The 19568-nt window shown below is 66.5% G+C and carries 22 protein-coding genes; 4 read left to right on the plus strand and 18 right to left on the minus strand.

Going from position 1 to position 19568, the window contains the following annotated elements:
- Window positions 1-21: 21 nt before the first annotated feature.
- From IE266_RS22260 to IE266_RS22305, 10 genes are read right to left on the minus strand one after another with little or no spacing between them, the layout of a single operon-like run.
- Entirely contained in the window at window positions 22-1068 is a 1047-nt protein-coding gene (locus IE266_RS22260) for a TRAP transporter substrate-binding protein (RefSeq protein WP_189682340.1), read from the minus strand.
- 35 nt (window positions 1069-1103) lie between these two features.
- On the minus strand, window positions 1104-2393 hold the full coding sequence (locus IE266_RS22265) for a TRAP transporter large permease (protein WP_189682341.1): 1290 nt from the start codon (window positions 2391-2393) through the stop codon (window positions 1104-1106).
- Window positions 2390-2980: a TRAP transporter small permease subunit gene (locus IE266_RS22270; protein ID WP_189682342.1), complete on the minus strand. Its 591-nt coding sequence runs from the start codon at window positions 2978-2980 to the stop codon at window positions 2390-2392. Before IE266_RS22270 ends, IE266_RS22265 begins: the two co-directional genes overlap by 4 nt.
- Entirely contained in the window at window positions 2977-3645 is a 669-nt protein-coding gene (locus tag IE266_RS22275; RefSeq protein ID WP_189682343.1) for an N-carbamoylsarcosine amidohydrolase, read from the minus strand. The genes IE266_RS22270 and IE266_RS22275 overlap by 4 nt, the downstream gene beginning before the upstream one ends.
- Before the next feature lie 14 nt (window positions 3646-3659).
- Window positions 3660-4583, minus strand: a complete 924-nt coding sequence (locus IE266_RS22280) for a hydroxymethylglutaryl-CoA lyase (RefSeq protein WP_189682344.1) — start codon at window positions 4581-4583, stop codon at window positions 3660-3662.
- Entirely contained in the window at window positions 4580-5794 is a 1215-nt protein-coding gene (locus IE266_RS22285) for a CaiB/BaiF CoA transferase family protein (protein WP_189682345.1), read from the minus strand. The genes IE266_RS22280 and IE266_RS22285 overlap by 4 nt, the downstream gene beginning before the upstream one ends.
- A gap of 13 nt (window positions 5795-5807) precedes the next feature.
- Entirely contained in the window at window positions 5808-6554 is a 747-nt protein-coding gene (locus tag IE266_RS22290) for a maleate cis-trans isomerase family protein (RefSeq protein ID WP_189682346.1), read from the minus strand.
- Window positions 6551-6877: an NIPSNAP family protein gene (locus IE266_RS22295; RefSeq protein ID WP_189682347.1), complete on the minus strand. Its 327-nt coding sequence runs from the start codon at window positions 6875-6877 to the stop codon at window positions 6551-6553. The genes IE266_RS22290 and IE266_RS22295 overlap by 4 nt, the downstream gene beginning before the upstream one ends.
- Window positions 6878-6881: 4 nt before the next feature.
- Window positions 6882-7670: a 2OG-Fe(II)-dependent halogenase WelO5 family protein gene (locus tag IE266_RS22300; protein WP_189682348.1), complete on the minus strand. Its 789-nt coding sequence runs from the start codon at window positions 7668-7670 to the stop codon at window positions 6882-6884.
- A gap of 38 nt (window positions 7671-7708) precedes the next feature.
- Window positions 7709-8107 (minus strand): cupin domain-containing protein, encoded by a 399-nt coding sequence (locus IE266_RS22305; protein WP_189682349.1) that lies wholly within the window; start codon window positions 8105-8107, stop codon window positions 7709-7711.
- 257 nt (window positions 8108-8364) lie between these two features.
- Between IE266_RS22305 and IE266_RS22310 the strand changes: the two genes are divergently transcribed.
- A complete protein-coding gene (locus IE266_RS22310; RefSeq protein WP_189682350.1) occupies window positions 8365-9033 on the plus strand; it encodes a GntR family transcriptional regulator in 669 nt (222 codons plus the stop codon).
- 45 nt (window positions 9034-9078) lie between these two features.
- Here the strand turns inward: IE266_RS22310 and IE266_RS22315 are convergent, their stop codons facing one another.
- On the minus strand, window positions 9079-9954 hold the full coding sequence (locus IE266_RS22315) for a 3-hydroxybutyryl-CoA dehydrogenase (protein WP_189682351.1): 876 nt from the start codon (window positions 9952-9954) through the stop codon (window positions 9079-9081).
- 168 nt (window positions 9955-10122) lie between these two features.
- Between IE266_RS22315 and IE266_RS22320 the strand changes: the two genes are divergently transcribed.
- Window positions 10123-10950 carry a DUF6473 family protein gene (locus IE266_RS22320; protein WP_189682352.1) on the plus strand — a complete coding sequence of 276 codons (828 nt, stop codon included), beginning with the start codon at window positions 10123-10125 and terminating at the stop codon, window positions 10948-10950.
- A 102-nt stretch (window positions 10951-11052) separates the two neighbouring features.
- On the opposite strand, the gene IE266_RS22325 is transcribed toward IE266_RS22320, so the two are convergent.
- The 7 genes from IE266_RS22325 to IE266_RS22355 all read right to left on the minus strand — a co-directional run bounded on the left by IE266_RS22325 (window position 11053) and on the right by IE266_RS22355 (window position 16104).
- Complete coding sequence (locus tag IE266_RS22325) at window positions 11053-11976, minus strand: electron transfer flavoprotein subunit alpha/FixB family protein (RefSeq protein ID WP_189682353.1); 924 nt, start codon at window positions 11974-11976, stop codon at window positions 11053-11055.
- On the minus strand, window positions 11976-12734 hold the full coding sequence (locus IE266_RS22330; protein ID WP_189682354.1) for an electron transfer flavoprotein subunit beta/FixA family protein: 759 nt from the start codon (window positions 12732-12734) through the stop codon (window positions 11976-11978). The genes IE266_RS22325 and IE266_RS22330 overlap by 1 nt, the downstream gene beginning before the upstream one ends.
- A gap of 169 nt (window positions 12735-12903) precedes the next feature.
- A complete protein-coding gene (locus IE266_RS22335; RefSeq protein ID WP_189682355.1) occupies window positions 12904-13650 on the minus strand; it encodes a peptidoglycan-binding domain-containing protein in 747 nt (248 codons plus the stop codon).
- A gap of 87 nt (window positions 13651-13737) precedes the next feature.
- Window positions 13738-14310 carry a cob(I)yrinic acid a,c-diamide adenosyltransferase gene (locus tag IE266_RS22340; RefSeq protein WP_189682356.1) on the minus strand — a complete coding sequence of 191 codons (573 nt, stop codon included), beginning with the start codon at window positions 14308-14310 and terminating at the stop codon, window positions 13738-13740.
- Window positions 14310-14507, minus strand: coding sequence for a twin transmembrane helix small protein (locus IE266_RS22345; protein ID WP_189682357.1), 198 nt, complete (start codon window positions 14505-14507; stop codon window positions 14310-14312). The genes IE266_RS22340 and IE266_RS22345 overlap by 1 nt, the downstream gene beginning before the upstream one ends.
- Window positions 14508-14584: 77 nt before the next feature.
- Window positions 14585-15412, minus strand: coding sequence for an SDR family NAD(P)-dependent oxidoreductase (locus tag IE266_RS22350; RefSeq protein WP_189682358.1), 828 nt, complete (start codon window positions 15410-15412; stop codon window positions 14585-14587).
- Between the two features lie 59 nt (window positions 15413-15471).
- A complete protein-coding gene (locus tag IE266_RS22355; protein ID WP_189682359.1) occupies window positions 15472-16104 on the minus strand; it encodes an SH3 domain-containing protein in 633 nt (210 codons plus the stop codon).
- Window positions 16105-16310: 206 nt separating this feature from the next.
- Here IE266_RS22355 and IE266_RS22360 point away from each other — a divergent pair, with 206 nt between their 5' ends.
- Window positions 16311-18743 (plus strand): DNA topoisomerase IV subunit A, encoded by a 2433-nt coding sequence (locus IE266_RS22360; protein WP_189682360.1) that lies wholly within the window; start codon window positions 16311-16313, stop codon window positions 18741-18743.
- Between the two features lie 75 nt (window positions 18744-18818).
- Window positions 18819-19397, plus strand: coding sequence for a hypothetical protein (locus tag IE266_RS22365; RefSeq protein WP_189682361.1), 579 nt, complete (start codon window positions 18819-18821; stop codon window positions 19395-19397).
- The last annotated feature ends 171 nt before the right edge of the window (window positions 19398-19568 follow it).

A 19568-nucleotide genomic window follows, 5' to 3' on the forward strand; every position in this document is an offset into this window, starting at 1 on the left:
CCTGGGGCGCGGCGGTCAGGCTTACTTGATCGACAGGCCCGCGATCGGGGCGAGGCTTTCGTTGAAGGCGGTCTTGCAGACGTCGCCGCAGCGCTTGATCCAGCCCGGCAGAACCGCGTTGGTCAGCGCCTCGTGGCGCAGCGCGATGTCCTCGGCGCTCGGCTCGACCAGAACCATGCCGCCGGGTTCGCCCATTGCGCAGGGGCCGGTGGTGTTGCACTGCGACCCGATCTCGTCTTCCTCGGCGTTCAGCGCCCACATCTGATCGCTCAGCGCGCCGATCTCGGTGGTCAGGAATTCCTGCACCTCGGGGGCGAGACCATCCCACCAGGCGGCGTTGGCCACGATGGCATTGGCGCCGAAGTTCAGCGGCAGGGTGTAGAGATACTTGGCCGATTCATACCACTTGGCGGTATAGCCGCCCAGCGTGCCGGTGATGGCGCAGTCGAGCACGCCCTGTTCCAGCGCCGGCTGCACGTCGCCAAAGGACATGTCGACCGGGGTGGCGCCGAAATAGCCCACGAAATCGCTCTGCGAGGCGCCCGAGCCGCGGATCCGGCGGCCCTGCAGATCCTTCAGGGTCTTGATCTCCTTGGTGCAATACAGCACCTGGTCCTGGAAGGACTGCATGGTGATGAGGTGCAGGCCCAGGTTGTCGCGGTAATACTTCTGCAGCACCGGGAAATAGGCGGTGGTCAGCTCCTTGAACTGGGCGAAGTTCTCGGACAGGCCGGCCAGGTCGTTGCCGTCATTGATCGGATCGGCGCCGCTGTGGTGGCCAAGCTGGGCCGAGGCGATGTTCATCACGCCCTGCGAGAGCAGCTTGAAGACCTCGGAACCCTTCAGGCCCATCTCGTTCCAGGGGCGGAAGTTGGCGGTGATCGCGCCGTTCGACTTCTCCTTGACCACCTCGTTCCAGAACGGGGCTTCGAGCTTCTTGCTCTGGGTGGTGATGCCGAGGTTGCCGACGACGTTGATGGTCGTGGCCGGCAGGTCGGCGGCAAGGGCCGCCCCCGCGAGGCTCAGGTGGACGGCGGCGGCCGCCATCCAGGTTGCGCGTTTGGTCATGGTCTTTACTCCTTGTTGGCAGGGTTGTTGTTGGGTCAGTTGCGCATCATGTCGGGAAGCCAGGTCGCCAGGGCCGGGAAGGCCAGCAGCAGACCCATCATCACGATCATCATCAGCAGGAAGGGCAGGGCGCCGAGGGTCACATCGCGGAAGGCCCCGGTCCGGCGGACCGATTGCACCACGAAGAGGTTGACGCCGATCGGCGGGGTGATCAGGGCCGCCTCGATCAGGATCATGAACAGCACGCCGAACCACAGCGGGTCGTAGCCCAGCTGCACGATGATCGGTACCACGATGGGGGTGGTCGCGATCATCAGCGAGAGCGTCTCCATGAAGCAGCCGAGCAGCAGGTAGATTGCGATCAGCACCAGCATCACGGTCAGCGGCTCGACATCCAGCCCGGCGACGAAGCCGGCGAGCTTGCCGGTCAGGCCGATGCCGACGAGGACGAAGTTCAGCAGCACCGCGGCGGCGACGATGAACATGACCATGCAGGTGACGCGCATGGTGCTGTCAAAGACCTCGCCCATCAGCTTCATCGACAGCTTGCCGCGGAAGCCCGCCATCGCCAGCGCGGCCATGACGCCCAGGGCGGCGGCCTCGGTCGGGGTGGCGATGCCGGCATAGATCGAGCCGACCATCAGCGTGAACAGCAGCATCGGCGGCAGCATCCCGCGCAGGCCGTGCAGGCGTTCGCCCCAGGTGATCTCGCTGCGGTCGCCCCGGCCCAGCGAGGGCATCACCAGGAAGACCACGAAGATCATGCCCGAGAAGAGCAGCGCCAGCAGGATGCCGGGGATCAGGCCGGCAAGGTAGAGACGGCTGATCGAGACCTCTGAGAGCACGCCATAGACGATCATGTTGATCGAGGGCGGGATCAGGATGCCCAGCGTGCCGCCCGCGGCGATCGAGCCGAGGAACAGCGGCGCCTTGTAGCCACCCTTTTCCATCTGCGGGATCGCCACGGTGGAGATCGTCGCGGCGGTGGCAACGCTCGACCCCGAGGTGGCGGCGAACAGCGCCGACGAGGCGATGTTGGTGTGCAGCAGCCCGCCCGGAATGCGGCGCACCCAGAGGTCGACGCCCGCGAACATCTCCTGCGCGATGCCCGAGCGCAGCAGGATCTCGCCGGTCATGATGAACAGCGGCACCGCGATCATCGTGAAGTTGCCGAAGGCGCCCCAGAGCACGTCGCCCATGGCGGGGAGCAGCGGGAAGAAGGAATAGAAATGGTCGAGCACCAAAGCGGTGATGACCAGGACGACGGCGACGGGAAGCCCGAGCGCGATCAGTCCGAAAAGAACGCCGGTCGCGGTCCCGATCATGATGCCACCTTTGCCTCTGCGGGGGCCTCTTGGCCGCTGTTTCCGGGGATCTCGCTGCCGATGCCGGCAAGCGCGTCGGCGCGCACGGTCTGGCCTGCGATCAGCAGGCGGATGTGGCGCAACGTCAGGACCAGGCCAACCAGCGCGAAGAAGCTCAGCCCCAGCGCCCAGGCGGCCTGCGGATAGCCGATCTCGATGCCCAGCGTCGAGTTGGTCTTGACCCCGCGCGCCAGCGCCCCGAGGGCGAGTACCCAGGCCTTGTAGGCGAAGAGCGAAGCCACCGCCGTGGTGCTTGCGAGTGCCAGCAGGTCGACCGTCCGGCGCATCGCGGCGGGAAACTTGTTGTAGGCCACGTCGATGCGGATATGCGCCCGCGCCAGCAGCGCATAGGCCATGCCGAAGGCCGCCGCGATGGCGAACAGGTAGTTGCCCAGCTCGAACGAGTGAAACACGATCCGGTTCAGCACGTTGCGGGTGAAGACATCGCCGCAGACCAGCACGGCGATCAGGAAGATCATCCCCCCGCCGATCCGGGCCGCCCAGGCGGCCAATGTGTGCAAAAGCTGCTCGGTAGGCGGTTCTCTCATCTGTCCTGTCTCCGTGTCGGCGGGGTGGCGCGCCCATTGCCCTGGGTGCTGTTCAGCAGATCGATGGTCTCGAAGATCGAGATCACGTCGCCGTATTTTGCGTTTATGTCGAAGAGGTTGGCCTCGTGCGGGTCGGGGTGGCGGTCGGCCACGCATTCGCGCGGGACCACCACGCGATAGCCGTGCTGCAGCCCGTCCACCGCCGTCGCCCGGACGCAGCCGCTGGTTGAGCAGCCAGTGAGGATCAGCGTGTCGATGCCCATCGCCGTCAGCGTCGCCGACAGCGAGGTGCCGAAGAAGGCGCTGGCATAGTTCTTCACCAGCACCAGGTCCTCGGGGTGGGGCGCCACCGCGTCGACGATCTCGGCCAGGGGCTCGCCGGGCACCAGCGTCTGCAGCACCGGGATCTTGCGCACGAAGAGCCCGCCGTCGAGATGGGTCGGGTGGTAGAGCACCTTGGTATAGATCACCGGCACGCCCAGGCGGCGCGCCTCGTCCAGCAGCGGCGCGGTGGCCTCCGAGGCGGTCACCACGTCGGGGGCGTAAAGCGGCGCGCCGGGGGTGGTATAGGCGCGGATGAAGTCGATCACCAGCACCGCGGGACGCTGGCCAAAGCCGACCGCCCCGTCGAAAACCCCACTGTAATTCTGGTTGCGGTCGGTCATGAGCGTCTCTCCCCTCAGGCGGCCAGTTGCGGTTGCGGCGCGGGGCCGACATGGGCCAGCTGCCCCGGCAGCCGGCGGCCCATGATGCCTTCGAGCCAGAGCGCGGCCTCGCGCAGCGCGGCCTGGTCCAGCCCGCTCTGCACACCCGAACGGTCGAGCATGTAGGCCAGGTCCTCGGTGGCGATATTGCCGGTGGCGCCGGGGGCGAAGGGGCAACCGCCCAGCCCGCCGAGGCTCGCGTCGAGCGTGCTCACGCCCGCGCGGATCGCGGCATCGGCATTGGCATAGCCGGTGTTGCGGGTGTTGTGCAGATGTGCGCGCATCGCCAGCCCCGGCGCCGCCTCGGCGAGGCGGGCAAAGCCCTCCTCGATCTCCGCCGGCGCGGCCACGCCGATGGTATCGGCAAGCGAGATCTCGTCCGCCCCCGCATCGGCGATCCTTGCCGCCAGCGCGCTGATCGCGGCCGGGTCGACCCGCCCCTCGAAGGGGCAGCCGAAGGCCACCGCGATGGTGACCGAGCGGAACAGCCCGGCCTGCGCCGCCGGCCGCGCGATCGAGCGCCAGCTGTCGGCCAGCGCCTCGGGCGTGGTGCCCTGGTTGCGCTCGGCCATGGTCTGGGTAAGCGGGATCACGAAGGTGATCTCGTCGAGCCGGTGTTCCAGCGCGCGCCGGAACCCCTTTTCGTTCAGCACCAGGGCCGAGACACTGAGGTCGCGCATCCCGGCCAGCCCTTCGAGCACCGCATCGGCATCGGCCATCTGCGGCACCCGCTTGGGGTTGACGAAGCTGGTCGCCTCGATCCGCCGCAGACCGGCCCCGGCAAGCCGCCGGACCAGGTCGAGCTTGTCGGCGGTCGAGACCATCACCTTGTCGTTCTGCAACCCGTCGCGGGCGCAGACGTCGACGATCTCCACTTTGGCTGGCCGGGTGCCGCTCATGCCGCTTTCGCCCCGATCTGGCCGACGACGCCGCGCGCGGCCATGTCGGCCAGCGTGCGCTCGTCGAGGCCCAGCAGCCCGCCGTAGATCTCGGCGTTGTGCTGGCCCAGTTCCGGGTCGCTGGCGCGCACCGCGCCCGGCGTCTCCGACAGCTTCGGCGCGACGTTCTGCATCTTCAGGTCGCCGAAGGTGGGATGCGCGATCTGGATGATGGCTTCGCGGGCCTTGAAGTGGGCGTCCTCCAGCATCTCGGGGGCGCGGTAGATGTCGCCGGCGGGCACGCCATGCTTGTCGAGCAGGGCGCTCAGCTCCTCGCGCTCCAGCGTGGCGGTCCAGTCGGCGATCAGCGCGTCCAGCTCTTCCTGATGCGCGCCGCGTGCGCCATGGGTGGCATAGCGGTCATCGGTGGCCAGCTCGGGGCGGCCCATGGCCTCGGCCAGGCGGGCAAAGACGCTGTCCTGGTTTGCGGCGATCAGCATGTCGACGCCGCTCTTGGTCGGGTAGACGTTCGAGGGCGCGACATTGGGCAGGATCGCCCCGGTACGCGGGCGGATATAGCCGGTCTTGTCGTATTCGGTGACAAGGCTTTCCATCACCGCCAGCACGGCCTCGTAGATCGCGCTGTCGACGACCTGGCCGCGCCCGGTGCGTTCGCGGGCGTGCAGCGCCATCATGCCGCCGAGGCAGGCGAAGGTGGCCGCCAGCGTGTCGCCGATCGAGATGCCGGTGCGCGAAGGCGCGCGGTCGGGGTCGCCCACCACATGGCGCAGCCCGCCCATCGCCTCGCCGATCGAGCCGTAGCCGGCCTTGTGGGCATAGGGGCCGGTCTGGCCATAGCCCGAGACGCGGATCATGATGAGGCGCGGGTTGATCTTGGACAGGACGTCATAGCCCAGGCCCCATTTCTCCATCGTGCCGGGGCGGAAGTTCTCGATCAGGATGTCGGACTTGGCCACGAGATCCTTGATGATCTGCTGGCCCTCGGGCACCCTCGCGTTCAGCTCGATCGACTTCTTGCCGCGGGCCACGACGGGCCACCACAGCGACTTGCCATGCGGTTTCTCGCGGCCCCAGTCGCGCATCGGGTCGCCGTTGCCGGGCTGTTCGATCTTGATCACCTCTGCGCCGAAATCGGCCATCAGCTGGCCGCAGAAGGGGCCGGCCAGAAGCTGGCCCATCTCGATCACCCGAAGGTCGGAAAGTGCGGTCATCGGTCTAGTCTCCTCAATGCCGTTCCAGCAGCGGGCCAAAGCCCGCGATCTGGTCGGTTATTCCGTTGCGCCGAAGGGCGTCCCAGTAGATGGCGGTGTTGATCGCCAGCACGGGCTTGCCCAGTTCGGCCTCGAATTTCGGCGCCAGGGCGGCCATGGCGAGGTTGGTCCCCACCTGCACCACGGCGTCGACGTCGTCATGCGCGCCCACCTCATGCGCCGCGCGGCGCAGCTCTTCGCCGGTGACATGGGCGATGGCGACCGGGCTCGGGCATTTCAGCCCGGTGATCCGGGGCACCTCGAAGCCCGCCTCCTCGAAGAAGCGCACCACGTTGCGGTCGCCGACCGGCTGATAGGGGGTGATGACGCCAATCCGCTTGGCCCCGAACAGCGAGAGCGCCGCCTGGCAGGCGTCCGATCCCATCGCCACGGGCAGGCGGGTGTGTTCTTCCAGCTCGGCCTTGAGCCGCTTGCTGGTGGCATAGCCGTCCCAGAAGGTTTCGGCCGAGATGCCCAGCACCAGCACGTCGGGCTGGCAGGACATCACGCTGTCGACCGCCTCCATCTGCGCGGTGGCGATCAGGTCGATCAGTTTCTGGAAGTCGGCATCATCCGCGAGCGGGATGTTGGGAATGCGGATGCGCGAGATGTGATTGGTCACACCCTCGGGGCGCATCGCGTCGAATTCCGGCTGCACCGAGGTGTTGGTCGACGGCACCAGCACCGCGAATTTCTTGCGCCAACCCAATGCGTCGGTCATGCGGTCTGCCCTCCGATGGCGGAAAAGGACGTGGGAAGAAGGATCCGGCTTTCCATCCGGTCGATCAGCTTGAGCACCTTCGGCACGAAGCCCTGCCAGGCCGGGTCCGCCGCCAGCGCGGCGCGCCGCGTCTCGCGGTCGCCGGCGTCGGTGAAGCCCCATAGATGAACAATCTGGTTCAAGGTGCCGGATTCGCTCGTGAAATAGCCCAGCGGGGCGCCCAGGTAGGGCGCCTGTATAGCCAGTCCTTCGTCGCGCACCAGCGCGACGAAGTCAGGCACACAGCCGGGGCGGAGGGTATATGTCCGCTGTTCGACGATCACGGCGTCAGGCCCAGAGCACGAGCGAGCTGTCGGGCATCCGGCCGATGAACGAGCCGATCGAGACGCGGTCCTTGGTCGGGTCCGCCCCCGCGGCGCCGGCGCTGATCTCGTGCGGGTTGCGGGTGTTGAAGATCACCACGTCGCCGGCGGTCGGCGCATAGGTGAAGTTCGGCGCCCCCTCGACCAGCGAACGGTCCAGACCATAGCTCTGCGGGATCTCGCCTTCCTTGCGCTCGGGGTTCCAGGGCGCATTGTGCACCGTGGTCAGCCCGCCGACGCCCGGATCCTCGGCGAAGAAGTTCCAGCCCAGCTGCGAGTCGATGTTCGAGATCGCATAGTCCAGCGTGTTCAGCGGCGCATAGTCGACATGCATGTCGACCCCCTGCGAGGCAAGGCGGATGATCCCGGCGTAATACTCGCCCAGTTCCGGTTCGCTGGCGACATCGACGCTCGCCGGGTAGACCGCGCGCAGCTTCTCGATCAGCCGCTGCACCGGATCGAAGCTGCGCGAGAGCACATCGTTCAGGTCCTTGCGGGCCTCGACGACGGCCTTGAAATACTCGGACTTGTCCGGGTTCCAGCGGTATTCGTACTGCGCCTGGCCGATATAGCCGATCTTCTTCGCGACGCTGTAATACTTCACGTTCCCCGACTTGGCGGCCTTCGAGAAGACCGCGCATTCCTCGGGGGTGGCAAAGCCCTTGATCCGGATCGCGGGGATTTCGTTGTTCAGCAGGGCGACCAGGTTCTCGCGGGTGAGGTCGTGTTCCTGCAGGTTCTTCCAAGTGGCCATCTTAGGCACTCCTGTTGGTCTTCGTCCGACGGGGGAGGTCAGTCTTCTGCGGTGGTCCAGGTCTTGCGCGGCGGCGACTTGATCTCGAGCTGCTCGACGTCTTCCAGCGCCTCGCTGAAGTGCTCGACCCCGACGGGGTGCATCCAGGCGGTGCCGGGCGTCGCGATGAATTCCTCGCCGCCGATGACCAGCTTCAGCTTGCCTTTGATCAGGTAGCCCATCGATTCGTGGTCCATGTGCTTGTGCACCGGGTCGATCAGGCCCTTCTTGCGGTAGACGTGCAGCATCAGGATCTCGTCGCCGACCATCATCTTGCGCACTTCGACGTGGCCCTGCTCCTTGACGCCCTCGACGGTGTCGAGCTTCTCGGCCGGGATCTCGTCGCGCTGGGCGTAATAGCCGAGCGTCTTTTCCAGCATCCGTGACATGTCGTTCATCTCGTTTCCTTTCATTGATCGCGTCGCGCCCCGACGCGCGGGTTCCGGCCCGGTCGCGAAAGGGTGTCCGTTCTGGCGCAGGGTCGTGGCCCCGGCTTCAACACCACAATCGATTCCAGATTGATTGTATACAGTCAAGTCATGTTTTGACCGAAAAATTGTGAGTCGCAGCCTCAATTGTGTGCAATTGGCTCTTCCCAGACCAAAATATCCAGCTAAGGTGAGGGCATGGGGCAAACGCATTGGGGAAGATCGAGATGACCGAGACCAACGGCGCAAGGACAACGGCCGACGATATCTGCGCCGCCCTGCGCGAACAGATCTCGGCCGGGCGACTCGCCCCGAATTCGCGCGTGACCGAGCAGGGCCTGGCCGAGGAATTCGGCACCTCGCGCACCCCGGTCCGCGAGGCGATGCGCCTGCTGGTGGCCGAGGGGTTCCTCTCGTTCAAGCCCAACAGCGGCAGCTTCGTGCGCAGCTGGAGCGGCGAGGAGATCGAGGAGATCTTCAACATCCGCCTGATCGTCGAGAGCGATATCGCCGCAGAGGCGGCGCGCAGCATCACCCCCGAAGAACTGGCCCAGATGCAGAAATACCAGGCCGGGATGGAATCACTCGGCGTGGCGCTCGACGAGAGGGGCGTCTCGCAGACCAGCCACCTCAACCGCGAGTTCCACAAGCTGATCTCGCAGGCCAGCCGCCGGCCGCGCCTGGTCAAGATGCTGGAAGATGCGGTCAAGGTGCCCATCGTGCAGAGCACCTTCAGCCGCTACAGCGCCGCCGAGCTGCAACGCAGCCACCATCACCACCGCGAACTGATCGACGCCTTTCGCGCCGGCAATCCGGACTGGGCGCGTGCGGTCATGCAATGCCACATCTGCTCGGCCCGCGAGGTGATGCGCCGCAACCGCCGGAAAGAGGGCTAGGCCCGCTCCGGCGATCCTTTGCCCTGGCAAGACGTGCCGCCCGCCTCAGCGGGTCGGCACCGGCACTTCGCCGCGATAGTCATAGAATCCGCGGCCGCTCTTGCGGCCCAGCCAGCCGGCCTCGACGTATTTGGTCAGCAGCGGGCAGGGGCGATACTTGGTGTCCGCCAGCCCGTCGTGCAGCACGTTCATGATCGCCAGGCAGGTATCCAGCCCGATGAAATCGGCCAGTTCCAGCGGCCCCATCGGGTGGTTCGCGCCCAGTTTCAGCGCCTGGTCGATGCTGCGCACGTTGCCCACGCCCTCGTAGAGCGTATAGACCGCCTCGTTGATCATCGGCACCAGCACGCGGTTCACGATGAAGGCGGGGAAGTCCTCGGCGCTGGCGGCGGTCTTGCCGATTCGCTCGACGATGCCGAGGCAGGTGTCATAGGTGGCCTTGTCGGTGGCGATGCCGCGAATCAGCTCGACCAACTGCATCACCGGCACCGGGTTCATGAAGTGGAAGCCCATGAACTTCTCGGGGCGGTCGGTGCGCGAGGCCAGCCGGGTGATCGAGATCGACGAAGTGTTCGAGGTCAGGATGGTATGCGGCAGCAGGTGCGGGCCGAGGTCCTCGAAGATCGCCTGCTTGACGCTCTCGCGCTCGGTTGCGGCCTCGATCACCAGGTCGGTCTTGGCGACGTCGGACAGCGCCAGCGTCGTGCTGATTCGCGCGATCGCCGCTTCCATGTCCTCTTCGCTGATCTTGCCGCGCCCGGCCTGGCGGGACAGGTTCCCGCGGATGGTGTTCATCGCATTGTCGAGCGCATCCTGGCTGATGTCGCTCATCACAACGTCATAGCCGGCGACGGCCATCACGTGGGCGATGCCGTTGCCCATCTGTCCGGCGCCGATCACACCGATTTTGCCGATAGTCATGTGTTCTGCCCTCATCCTGGCGCCTGCAAGACCATACCGGCGCGGCGCGGTCGGCGGCAAGGGGCAGGGGGCCAGGCTTTTGCCAATTCGTCGAAAATTCGGATTTTAGTGGTTTTGCAATACCTTGGCCCCAGTCTGCGCGCGGGCGAAATGATCGCGGTGGATGCCATGAGCTTTGAATTTCCGGGCGCGATGTCGCCCGAGGTCACCTATTGCCAATATGGCGGGTCGCGCCTGAAGTGCCGCGGGCCGGCGCGGGGGCTCGACGCGCCCTATGTCGCCATCCTCGGCGGGGTCGAAACCTTCGGCCGCTTCGTGCAGACCCCTTTTGTCGAGCAGCTGGAACGCGACACCGGGCGGATCTGCGTGAACCTCGGCACCGCCAATGCCGGGGTCGACGCTTGGCTGGGCGACGCGGCGCTGGTGCGTGTTGCGGCGGCGGCCGAGATGGCGCTGATCCAGCTGCCGGGCGCGCAGATGCTCTCCAACCCGTTCTACCGGGTGCATCCGCGCCGGAACGACCGCTTTCTCGAACCGCTGCCGGCGCTGCGCGCGCTTTGTCCCGGCGTCGATTTCACCGAGTTCACCTTCGTCAATCACATGCTGACGGCGCTCGCAGCCACTTCGCCAGAGGGCTTCGCCGAGGTGCGCGCGGCGCTGCAATCGGCCTGGACCGCCCGGATGGAGGAACTGCTGGGCCATTTCCCGCGGCCGCCGGTGCTGCTCTGGCTGCGTTACGACACCACGCCGGTCAACCGGGCGCCCTCGCCGCTCTCGCAGCATCCCGCCCTGGTCGGGGCGGAGATGGTCGAGGGGCTGCGCCCGCGCGCGGCGCATGTGGTCGCGCTCGACCTTGCCACCGCCAGCGCGGCGCACGAGTTGAAGCGGATGCGTTTCGGCGCGATGCAGGCGCCGGCGGCGGCGCAGACCATCGGGCCAAGCGCGCATCGGCAGGTGGCGCAGGCGCTGCTCGGGGTCGTTCCGGCCCTGGAATAGCGAACGCCCGCCCCGGTTGGGGCGGGCGTCCTGGATTCACTCCCGCTGAAGATCTGGGGAAATCAATGACTTGACCCCCCGTCCTAGCTGGGACACCTGAAATCAGAGCTTTTCGACCAGCTCCGGCACGGCGGTGAAGAGGTCGGCGACCAGGCCGAAATCGGCGACCTGGAAGATCGGCGCCTCTTCGTCCTTGTTGATCGCGACGATGATCTTGCTGTCCTTCATCCCGGCAAGGTGCTGGATCGCGCCCGAGATGCCGACGGCGACGTAGAGGTTCGGCGCCACGACCTTGCCGGTCTGCCCGACCTGCCAGTCGTTCGGCGCAAAGCCCGAGTCGACCGCCGCGCGCGAGGCACCGACGGCGGCCCCCAGCTTGTCGGCCAGCTTCTCGATCAGCGCGAAGTTCTCTTCCGAACCCACGCCGCGCCCGCCCGAGACAACGATCCCGGCCGAGGTCAGCTCCGGACGGTCGCTGGCGGCAACCTTGTCCTCGACCCAGCTCGACAGCTCCGACGAGGCGCCGGCAATGGTCTCGACCGGGGCCGAGTTGCCGGTGGCGGCGGCGTCGAAGGTCGAGGTCCGGAAGGTCACGACCTTCTTGCCGTCCTTCGACTTCACCGTCTGGATCGCGTTGCCGGCATAGATCGGCCGCTCGAAGGTATTGGCATCGACCACGCCCGAGGCGTCCGAGATCACCATCACGTCAAGCAGCGCGGCCACGCGCGGCATCACGTTCTTGGCGTCGGTGGTCGCCGGCGCGACGATGTGCTCGTAATCGCCGGCCAGGCCGACAATCAGGTCGGCGGTGGCTTCGGCGAGGCGGTGGCCCAGCCCGGCATCCTCGGCGCAGAGCACCTTCTTGACGCCGGCGATGGTCGCCGCTTCCTTGGCGGCATCCGCCGCGCGGGCACCGGCGCAGAGCACGGTCACGTCGCCCAGTTTCGCCGCGGCCGTAACGGCCTTGGCGGTGGCATCCATCGACAGGTGCCCGTCGGTGACTTCGGCAAGCAGAAGAACGGCCATCAGATCGCCCCCACGTCTTTGAGTTTCTGAACCAGCTCGTCGACCGAGCCCACCATGATGCCGGCGGCGCGCGCGGCCGGCTCGGCGGTCTTGACGATCTCGAGGCGCGGCGCGACGTCGACGCCGTAATCGGCGGCGGTCTTCTCGTCGAGCGGCTTCTTCTTCGCCTTCATGATGTTCGGCAGCGAGGCATAGCGCGGCTCGTTCAGGCGCAGGTCGACGGTGATGATGGCGGGCATCTTCACCTTGATCGTCTGCAGGCCGCCGTCGACTTCACGGGTGACGGTGGCATGGTCGCCGTCGACGCTCAGCTCGGAGGCGAAGGTGCCCTGGGACCAGCCCAGCAGCGCCGAGAGCATCTGGCCGGTGGCGTTCATGTCGTTGTCGATCGCCTGCTTGCCGCAGAGCACGAGGCCCGGCTGTTCGGCTTCGACGACCTTGGCGAGGATCTTGGCCACGGCCAGAGGCTCGATGTCGGTGTGGACGTCATCGGCGGCCACCACGAGGATGGCGCGGTCGGCGCCCATCGCCAGCGCGGTGCGCAGGGTTTCCTGCGCCTGCTTCACGCCGACGGAGACCGCGACGATCTCTTCCGCCTTGCCGGCTTCCTTCAGGCGGATCGCCTCTTCGACGGCGATTTCGTCGAAGGGGTTCATCGACATCTTGACGTTCGCCAGATCGACACCGCTTCCATCCGCTTTCACACGGACCTTCACGTTGTAGTCGATCACGCGCTTGACGGGTACCAGGACCTTCATCTGCGGTTCTCTCCTCAGTTTGTCCGAGCCGCAAGAACGACTCAATTCGGATTTTTCCCCGCCCCTGATAACGGGCTGTGTCCACCGGAAACAACGCAAAATCGTCACCTTATGCGGTCAGAACGCCGCGTTCAGGTGGTCTTGGGCTGCAAGTCGCCGGGTGTTTGCGCTATCGAACCGCGCGCTTGACGAACTTGCCGGTCATCAGCAGCAGGAAATCGCAGAGATGTTTGTCACAGGCCTCGTAGGTGGCGTCGTATTTCGTCGTCGCCGTGTTGAAGGCCTTGACGTAGTCAGCGTCCTTGGACTGCTCGCGCGCCGTGGCGTCGATCATCTGCGCGGCGTCCAGCACCTTGCCGGCCTGACGCAGCTCCTCGTAGCGGACCATGAGGCCGATCATCATCTCGGTATAGTTCAGCAGGTCGGCGAAGGCGCCGGTCAGGGCCTTGAAGTCCTGCTTCAACGCCCTTCCGCCCTCGGCGAATTTCTTGTTGAAGGTCTTCGTATTGGCGTCGGTGGCGCCTTTGTAGACTTTTTCGAACTCTTTCCTGGCGTTTGCGAAGAAGGTCTGCATCTTGGCGTGCTTCTTCTCGGCGGCGATGAAGAGGATCTGCCGCTTGGCCTTTTCCTGCATGTAATCGGCGCCCGGCCATTGGGGCAGGGTGATCCCCTTGCCGCCGGAGGTTGCCGTGGCCTTCAACGCGCCCTTGAGCGCGGGCAGGTTGAAGGCGTCCTGGGTCTGCACGCCGATGATGCCGTCGACCTTGAGCAGGGAGGCCTTCTGGAAGGCGCGTGTCGCGGCGTCGGTCTTGGGGCCGAATTCGCCGTCGACCTTCAGTTTCGCCTTGTAGACGTTCAGATTCTTCTGGGCCTTTTCGACGGCCTTGCCGGTCGAGCCCTTTTTCAAATCCGCCATGGAAATAGACTCCGTGAAACCCGGTCAGGTTAGGGTAGCCGGAGCGGATTCCAAGGAATTTCGTCCCGGCGGGCCGGGATCGGCGGATTAGCGGTTGGCGCCGGGCACCCAGAGCACGTCACTGCGCCCCTCGTCGTTGGCCATGCGGGCGGCGACGAAGAACCAGTCGCTGAGGCGGTTGAGGTAGCGGATCGCCGCCGGGTTGACCTCTTCCTCGGCGGCCAGTTCGACCGCGAGGCGCTCGGCCCGGCGGGCCACGGTGCGGCAAACGTGCAGATGCGCGGCGAGGGCGGAGCCGCCCGGCAGCACGAAGCTGCGCAGTGGCTGGAGGGCGGCGTTCATCACGTCGATCTCGGCTTCGAGCCGGTCGGTCTGGGCCTGCACCATGCGCAGGGGCGGGTATTCGGCGGTGGCGTCGGCGGCCATGTCGGGGCGGCAGAGATCGGCGCCGAGGTCGAAGAGGTCGTTCTGGATGCGCATCAGCGCGGCGTCGGTCTCGGCCTCGGCGTGCAGGCGGGCGACGCCGAGGGTGGCGTTCAGCTCGTCCACGGTGCCGTAGGCGGCGACGCGGGGCGCGTATTTCGGCACCCGCGCGTTGTTGCCGAGCGCGGTGTCGCCCTTGTCGCCGGTGCGGGTGTAGATGCGGTTGAGGACGACCATCAGCCTTTGCCCCCGAGGTAGATGAACAGCAGGATCAGCAGCACGGCGGCGAATTGCAGCAGCAGGCGCAGCTGCATCATCTTGTTGGAGCGCTTAGCACCGGCGGCGCCGCCCTTGCCGAAGCTGCCGATGCCGAAGGCCAGCACGACAACGACGGCGGCCATCAGGATAAGGATGAGGTAGTAAAGGCCGTTCATGGCTGTGTCCCCTTGGTCTGGCCGGTGACATAGCGCGGCGCTACGGAAATTGCGAACCGCTTTTCTGTCGCGCCCGCTCAGAGGCGGGAAATCACGTAGTCCATTGCGCGGCTTGGCAGCGCCCGGCGCAGGGTTCCGGCGATCCAGGTGGGGATGGTGACGTAGTAACGCGGGCGGGGGCGGGGCGACTCCAGCGCCTTGAGCAGGGCGGCGGTCACGGCGGAGGCGGGGAGTTCGAAGCGGTCGGGGCCGTTCTCGCGATACATGCGGGGGATCAGCTTGGCTTCGTAGTCGGCGCGGCGGGGCGAGGACTGCCAGTCGATGTAGCGTTCGAAATAGGGGATTCCGTTCTTGCGGAAGAGGGTGGTGATCGGGCCGGGTTCGATCAGCACGACCTGGATGTTGGCGGGCGCGAGTTCGATGCGCATGACGTCGGAGAAGCCTTCGAGCGCGTGTTTCGTCGCCGTGTAGGCGCCGCGCCAGCCGAGGTAGCTGAGGCCGAGCGTCGAGGAGCATTGCACGATGCGGCCCGAGCCCTGGGCGCGCATCACCGGGATCACCTGGCGGGTCAGGTCGTGCCAGCCGAAGAAATTGGCCTCGAAGATCGCGCGCAGTCCCTCGACCGGGAGATCCTCGACTGCCGCGTTCAGCCCGTGGGCGCCGTTGTTGAACAGCGCGTCGAGCCGGCCGCCGGTGGCGGCGAGCACCGAGGCGAGGCCGTCGCGGATGCTGTCGGTGTCGCAATAGTTGATGCGGGGGGCGTCGAAGCCCATTGCCGCCAGGCGGTCGCAGTCGTCCTGCTTGCGGCAGGCGGCAAAGACGCGCCAGCCGCGCGCCTTCAGTGTCTGGGCCGCGTCTAGGCCGATGCCCGAGGAGCAGCCGGTGATGAGGATGGATTTCTGCATGGGCCGCCCTTTCGCCGTTGCGCCAGATGTGGCGCGGCGGGGCGGGGTATGCAACGGGATTAGTTGCGGGCTGGGCCGACCAGGCGCTCGGCGATCCAGCCGACCTGGTCGTCGGGCAGGGTGCGCAGGCGCAGCCAGCCGGTGCCGTCGCTGCCCAGCACCTCGACCTTCTGGCCGCGCGTCAGGCGGCCGAGGATCTCGGTGTCGATGCCCGGACCGGCCCGCAGGTTGACCCGCGTGGCGCTGATCGCGCGCAGGTCGGCATCGGGGCCGGGCGTCGGGCGGATGGCGGCGGCAACCGCCTCTTCCAGCGTCGATTCGGCGGCATCGGTGCGCACCACGGCGGGCTCGGCGCTGACGGTGCCGTCCCCGAAGCTGGCGGGGGTGGCGAAGTCCTGCAGCGAGGCGACCTTGACCTCGGTCTCGGCGCTGCTCGGGAAGGCTGGCAGGCCCTGGCGCAGGTTCGCCCCGGCCTGGGCGAGCGAGGCCGCGTCGTTCTGCGGCAGGCGCGCTCTGGCCTGGGTGGCGACCAGCGTTTCGGCGGTGGTTGGGACGTGCAGGGTGACCGGCGGGGCAGGGGCCGCCGCAACGACGACCTCGGGGCGCGGGCGCGGTTTGAAATCGGCGCCGCCGCTCATCTCGTAGCCGGCAAAGCCCAGCATGGCGAAGGAAATAAGAACAAAGCGCGACATGGCGCCCCCCAGGCAAAAACAGAACTATAAATGATACGCGGACGGCAGCTGTCCGGTTCCCTGAAAATACGCCTGAATGCCGATTCGCGACAGGTGGCGCGGGAATTTTGGTGGCGATTGTGGCGGTACCGCAGGGCGGCTTTGGCTGTGGATAATCGCCCAAGGGCGCTTTACCCGCGCCGCCGCTCAGGATAGTCACAGCATCTATGAGTGACGTCGTTGATGACCCCAACATGAAGTCTCCCGACGGGCCGGGAGAGGTTCTGGAACCGCTTCGCCGCGCGATTGGCGAGCGTTACCTGACCTATGCGCTGTCCACCATCATGCACCGGGCGCTGCCCGATGCGCGTGACGGGCTGAAGCCGGTGCACCGGCGCATCCTCTACGCGATGCGCGAGCTGCGGCTGAGTTCCACCGGCGGTTTCCGCAAGTCGGCGAAGATCTCGGGCGACGTGATGGGCAACTATCACCCGCATGGCGATGCCGCGATCTATGACGCGATGGCCCGTCTCGCGCAGGACTTCAACGTCCGTTACCCGCTGGTCGACGGACAGGGCAACTTCGGCAATATCGACGGCGATAACCCGGCGGCCTCGCGCTATACCGAGGCGCGGCTGACCATCGTGGCCGAGGCGATGCTGGACGGCCTGAACGAGGATGCCGTCGACTTCCGCGACAACTATGACGGCACGCTGACCGAGCCGGTGGTGCTGCCGGCCGAGTTCCCGAACCTGCTGGCAAACGGCTCGTCGGGAATCGCCGTCGGCATGGCGACGAACATTCCGCCGCACAACATCGCCGAGCTGATCGACGCCTGCCTGCATCTCATCAAGACGCCGGATGCGCGCGACGACACGCTGCTGCAATATGTGCCCGGCCCCGATTTCCCGACCGGCGGCGTCATCGTCGAGCCGGCCGAGAACATCGCCCAGGCCTATCGCACCGGGCGCGGCAGCTTCCGGCTGCGCTGCAAGTGGGAGGTCGAGGACCTTGGCCGGGGTACCTGGCAGATCGTCGTCACCGAGATCCCCTACCAGGTTCAGAAGTCCAAGCTGATCGAGAAGCTGGCCGAGCTGATCCAGACCAAGAAGATCCCGATCCTGGGCGACATCCGCGACGAGAGTGCCGACGATGTCCGCGTGATCATCGAGCCGAAGTCGAAGAACGTCGACCCCGAGGTGCTGATGAGCACGCTCTACCGCAATTCCGAGCTGGAAGTGCGGTTCTCGCTGAACATGAACGTGCTGATCGACGGGCTGACGCCCAAGGTCTGCTCGATGAAGGAGGTGCTGCGCGCCTTCCTCGATCACCGCCAGGACGTGCTGATCCGCCGCTCGCGGCATCGCCTCGGCAAGATCGACCACCGGCTGGAAGTGCTGGCGGGTTTCATCACCGCCTTCCTGAACCTCGACCGGGTGATCGACATCATCCGCTATGACAACGACCCCAAGGCCGCGCTTATGTTCGAGGATTGGTCGACGCCGCACCAGGCGACGATCCGGCGCGCGACCTCGGAGGCCGACTACGTCTCGCCGCTGCTGGGCGTCACCGTGGCCGGGCTGCGCCTGGTCATCGACGAGGATGCGCCGGCGCCCTGGCAGGGCGCGGATGAAAGCTCGCGCACGGTGCCGCAACGCTACGAGGGCCGCGAGAATGGTCTTTCGGACGTGCAGGCCGAGGCGATCCTCAACATGCGGCTGCGCAGCCTGCGCCGCCTCGAAGAACTGGAGCTGCTGCGCGAACAGTCCGAGCTGATGGCCGAGCGCGCGAACCTGGAAGACCTGCTCGACGATCCGCGCCTGCAATGGGCGAAGATTGCCGAGCAGCTGAAGGAAACCAAGAAGAAGTTCGGCAAGGACTATCCCGGCGGTGCCCGTCGCACCCTGCTGGCCGAGGCCGCCGAGGTCGAGGAGGTCCCGCTCGAGGCGATGATCGAGCGCGAGCCGATCACGGTGATCTGCTCGCAGATGGGCTGGATCCGCGCCATGACGGGCCATATCGACGCCGAGCGCGAGCTGAAGTTCCGCGACGGTGACGGGCCGCGCTTCCTGATCCATGCCGAGACCACCGACAAGCTGCTGGTCTTCGGCTCGAACGGGCGCTTCTACACCATCTCGGCCGCCAACCTGCCCGGCGGGCGCGGCCTTGGCGAACCGCTGCGCCTGATGGTCGACCTGCCCAACGACGCCGAGATCATCGACCTCTTCGTGCATGTGCCGGGCCGCCGCCTGCTGGTGGCTTCCTCGGCGGGCGATGGCTTCATCGTGCCCGAGACCGACGTGCTGGCCCAGACGCGGGCGGGCAAGCAGGTGCTCAACGTCGGCGGCGATGTCCGCGCCAGGATCTGCAAGCCGGTCAACGGCGACGCGGTGGCGGTGGTCGGCGACAACCGCAAGGTGCTGGTCTTCATGGCCGACGAGCTGCCCGAGATGGGGCGCGGCAAGGGCGTGCGGCTGCAGAAATACAAGGATGGCGGGATGTCGGACGCAACGACCTTCACGCTGGCCGAGGGTCTCAGCTGGCGCGACCCGGCGGGGCGCACCCGCACCGAGAGCGACCTTGCCGAATGGATGGGCAAGCGTGCCGCCTCGGGCCGCATGGCGCCGCGCGGATTCCCGCGCGACAACCGCTTCACCTGACGGGCCGGGACCTGCGGCGTTTGCTTCATACCCGGCCATGAGCTATCTCCTGCCGAAACCGCGAAAGAGGCAAGCATGACCCGCATACTCTCCCTGCTGACGGCGATCCTGATGATGGCCGCCTGTACCCCGGCCGCGACCCCGCAGGATCCGCTGGCGGATCTCGGCGCCTTCCGGCTCGGCTATAACGTCGTCGTGGCCGACAAGATGCAGAAGGGCCCGGTGTCGCGCGACGCCACCAAGGAAGAGTGGGAGACCGCGATCAAGAACGCGGTGGCGCAGCGCTTCGGGCAGTACAAGGGCGACCAGCTCTACCACCTCGCGATCAGCGTCGAGGGCTACATGCTGGCCCCGCCCGGCGTGCCGCTGGTCTACAAGCCGAAATCTGCGCTGATCATCAACGTCACGGTCTGGGACGATGCGGCGAATGCCAAGCTCAACCCCAAGGTCGAGCAGATGACCGTCTTCGAAAGCACCACCACCGGTACCTTCCTCGTCGGTTCGGGCAACGAGCGCACGAAGGAAGAGCAGATGGCCGGTCTTGCCGCCAACGCAGTGCGCCAGGTCGAGGCCTGGATGGTCAAACAGAAGAAGGAACAGGGCTGGTTCGAACCGCGTCCGGGCGCGGCAACCACGGCGCGGGTCACCGAGTAGGGCGCGGGCGCGGCAGGACTCGCTTGATTTCCCCGCGCGAACCCCCTATCTGCCGCGCGCAGAGTTTCAATCTCGGGGCTGTCGGCCCCGCTTATCTGGAAGGCGCTGAGGAAAATGGGCAAGGCAAAGTTTGAACGCAACAAGCCGCACGTGAACATCGGAACGATCGGT

It is taken from the genome of Seohaeicola zhoushanensis (assembly GCF_014656415.1).
GTDB classification, from domain to species: domain Bacteria; phylum Pseudomonadota; class Alphaproteobacteria; order Rhodobacterales; family Rhodobacteraceae; genus Seohaeicola_A; species Seohaeicola_A zhoushanensis.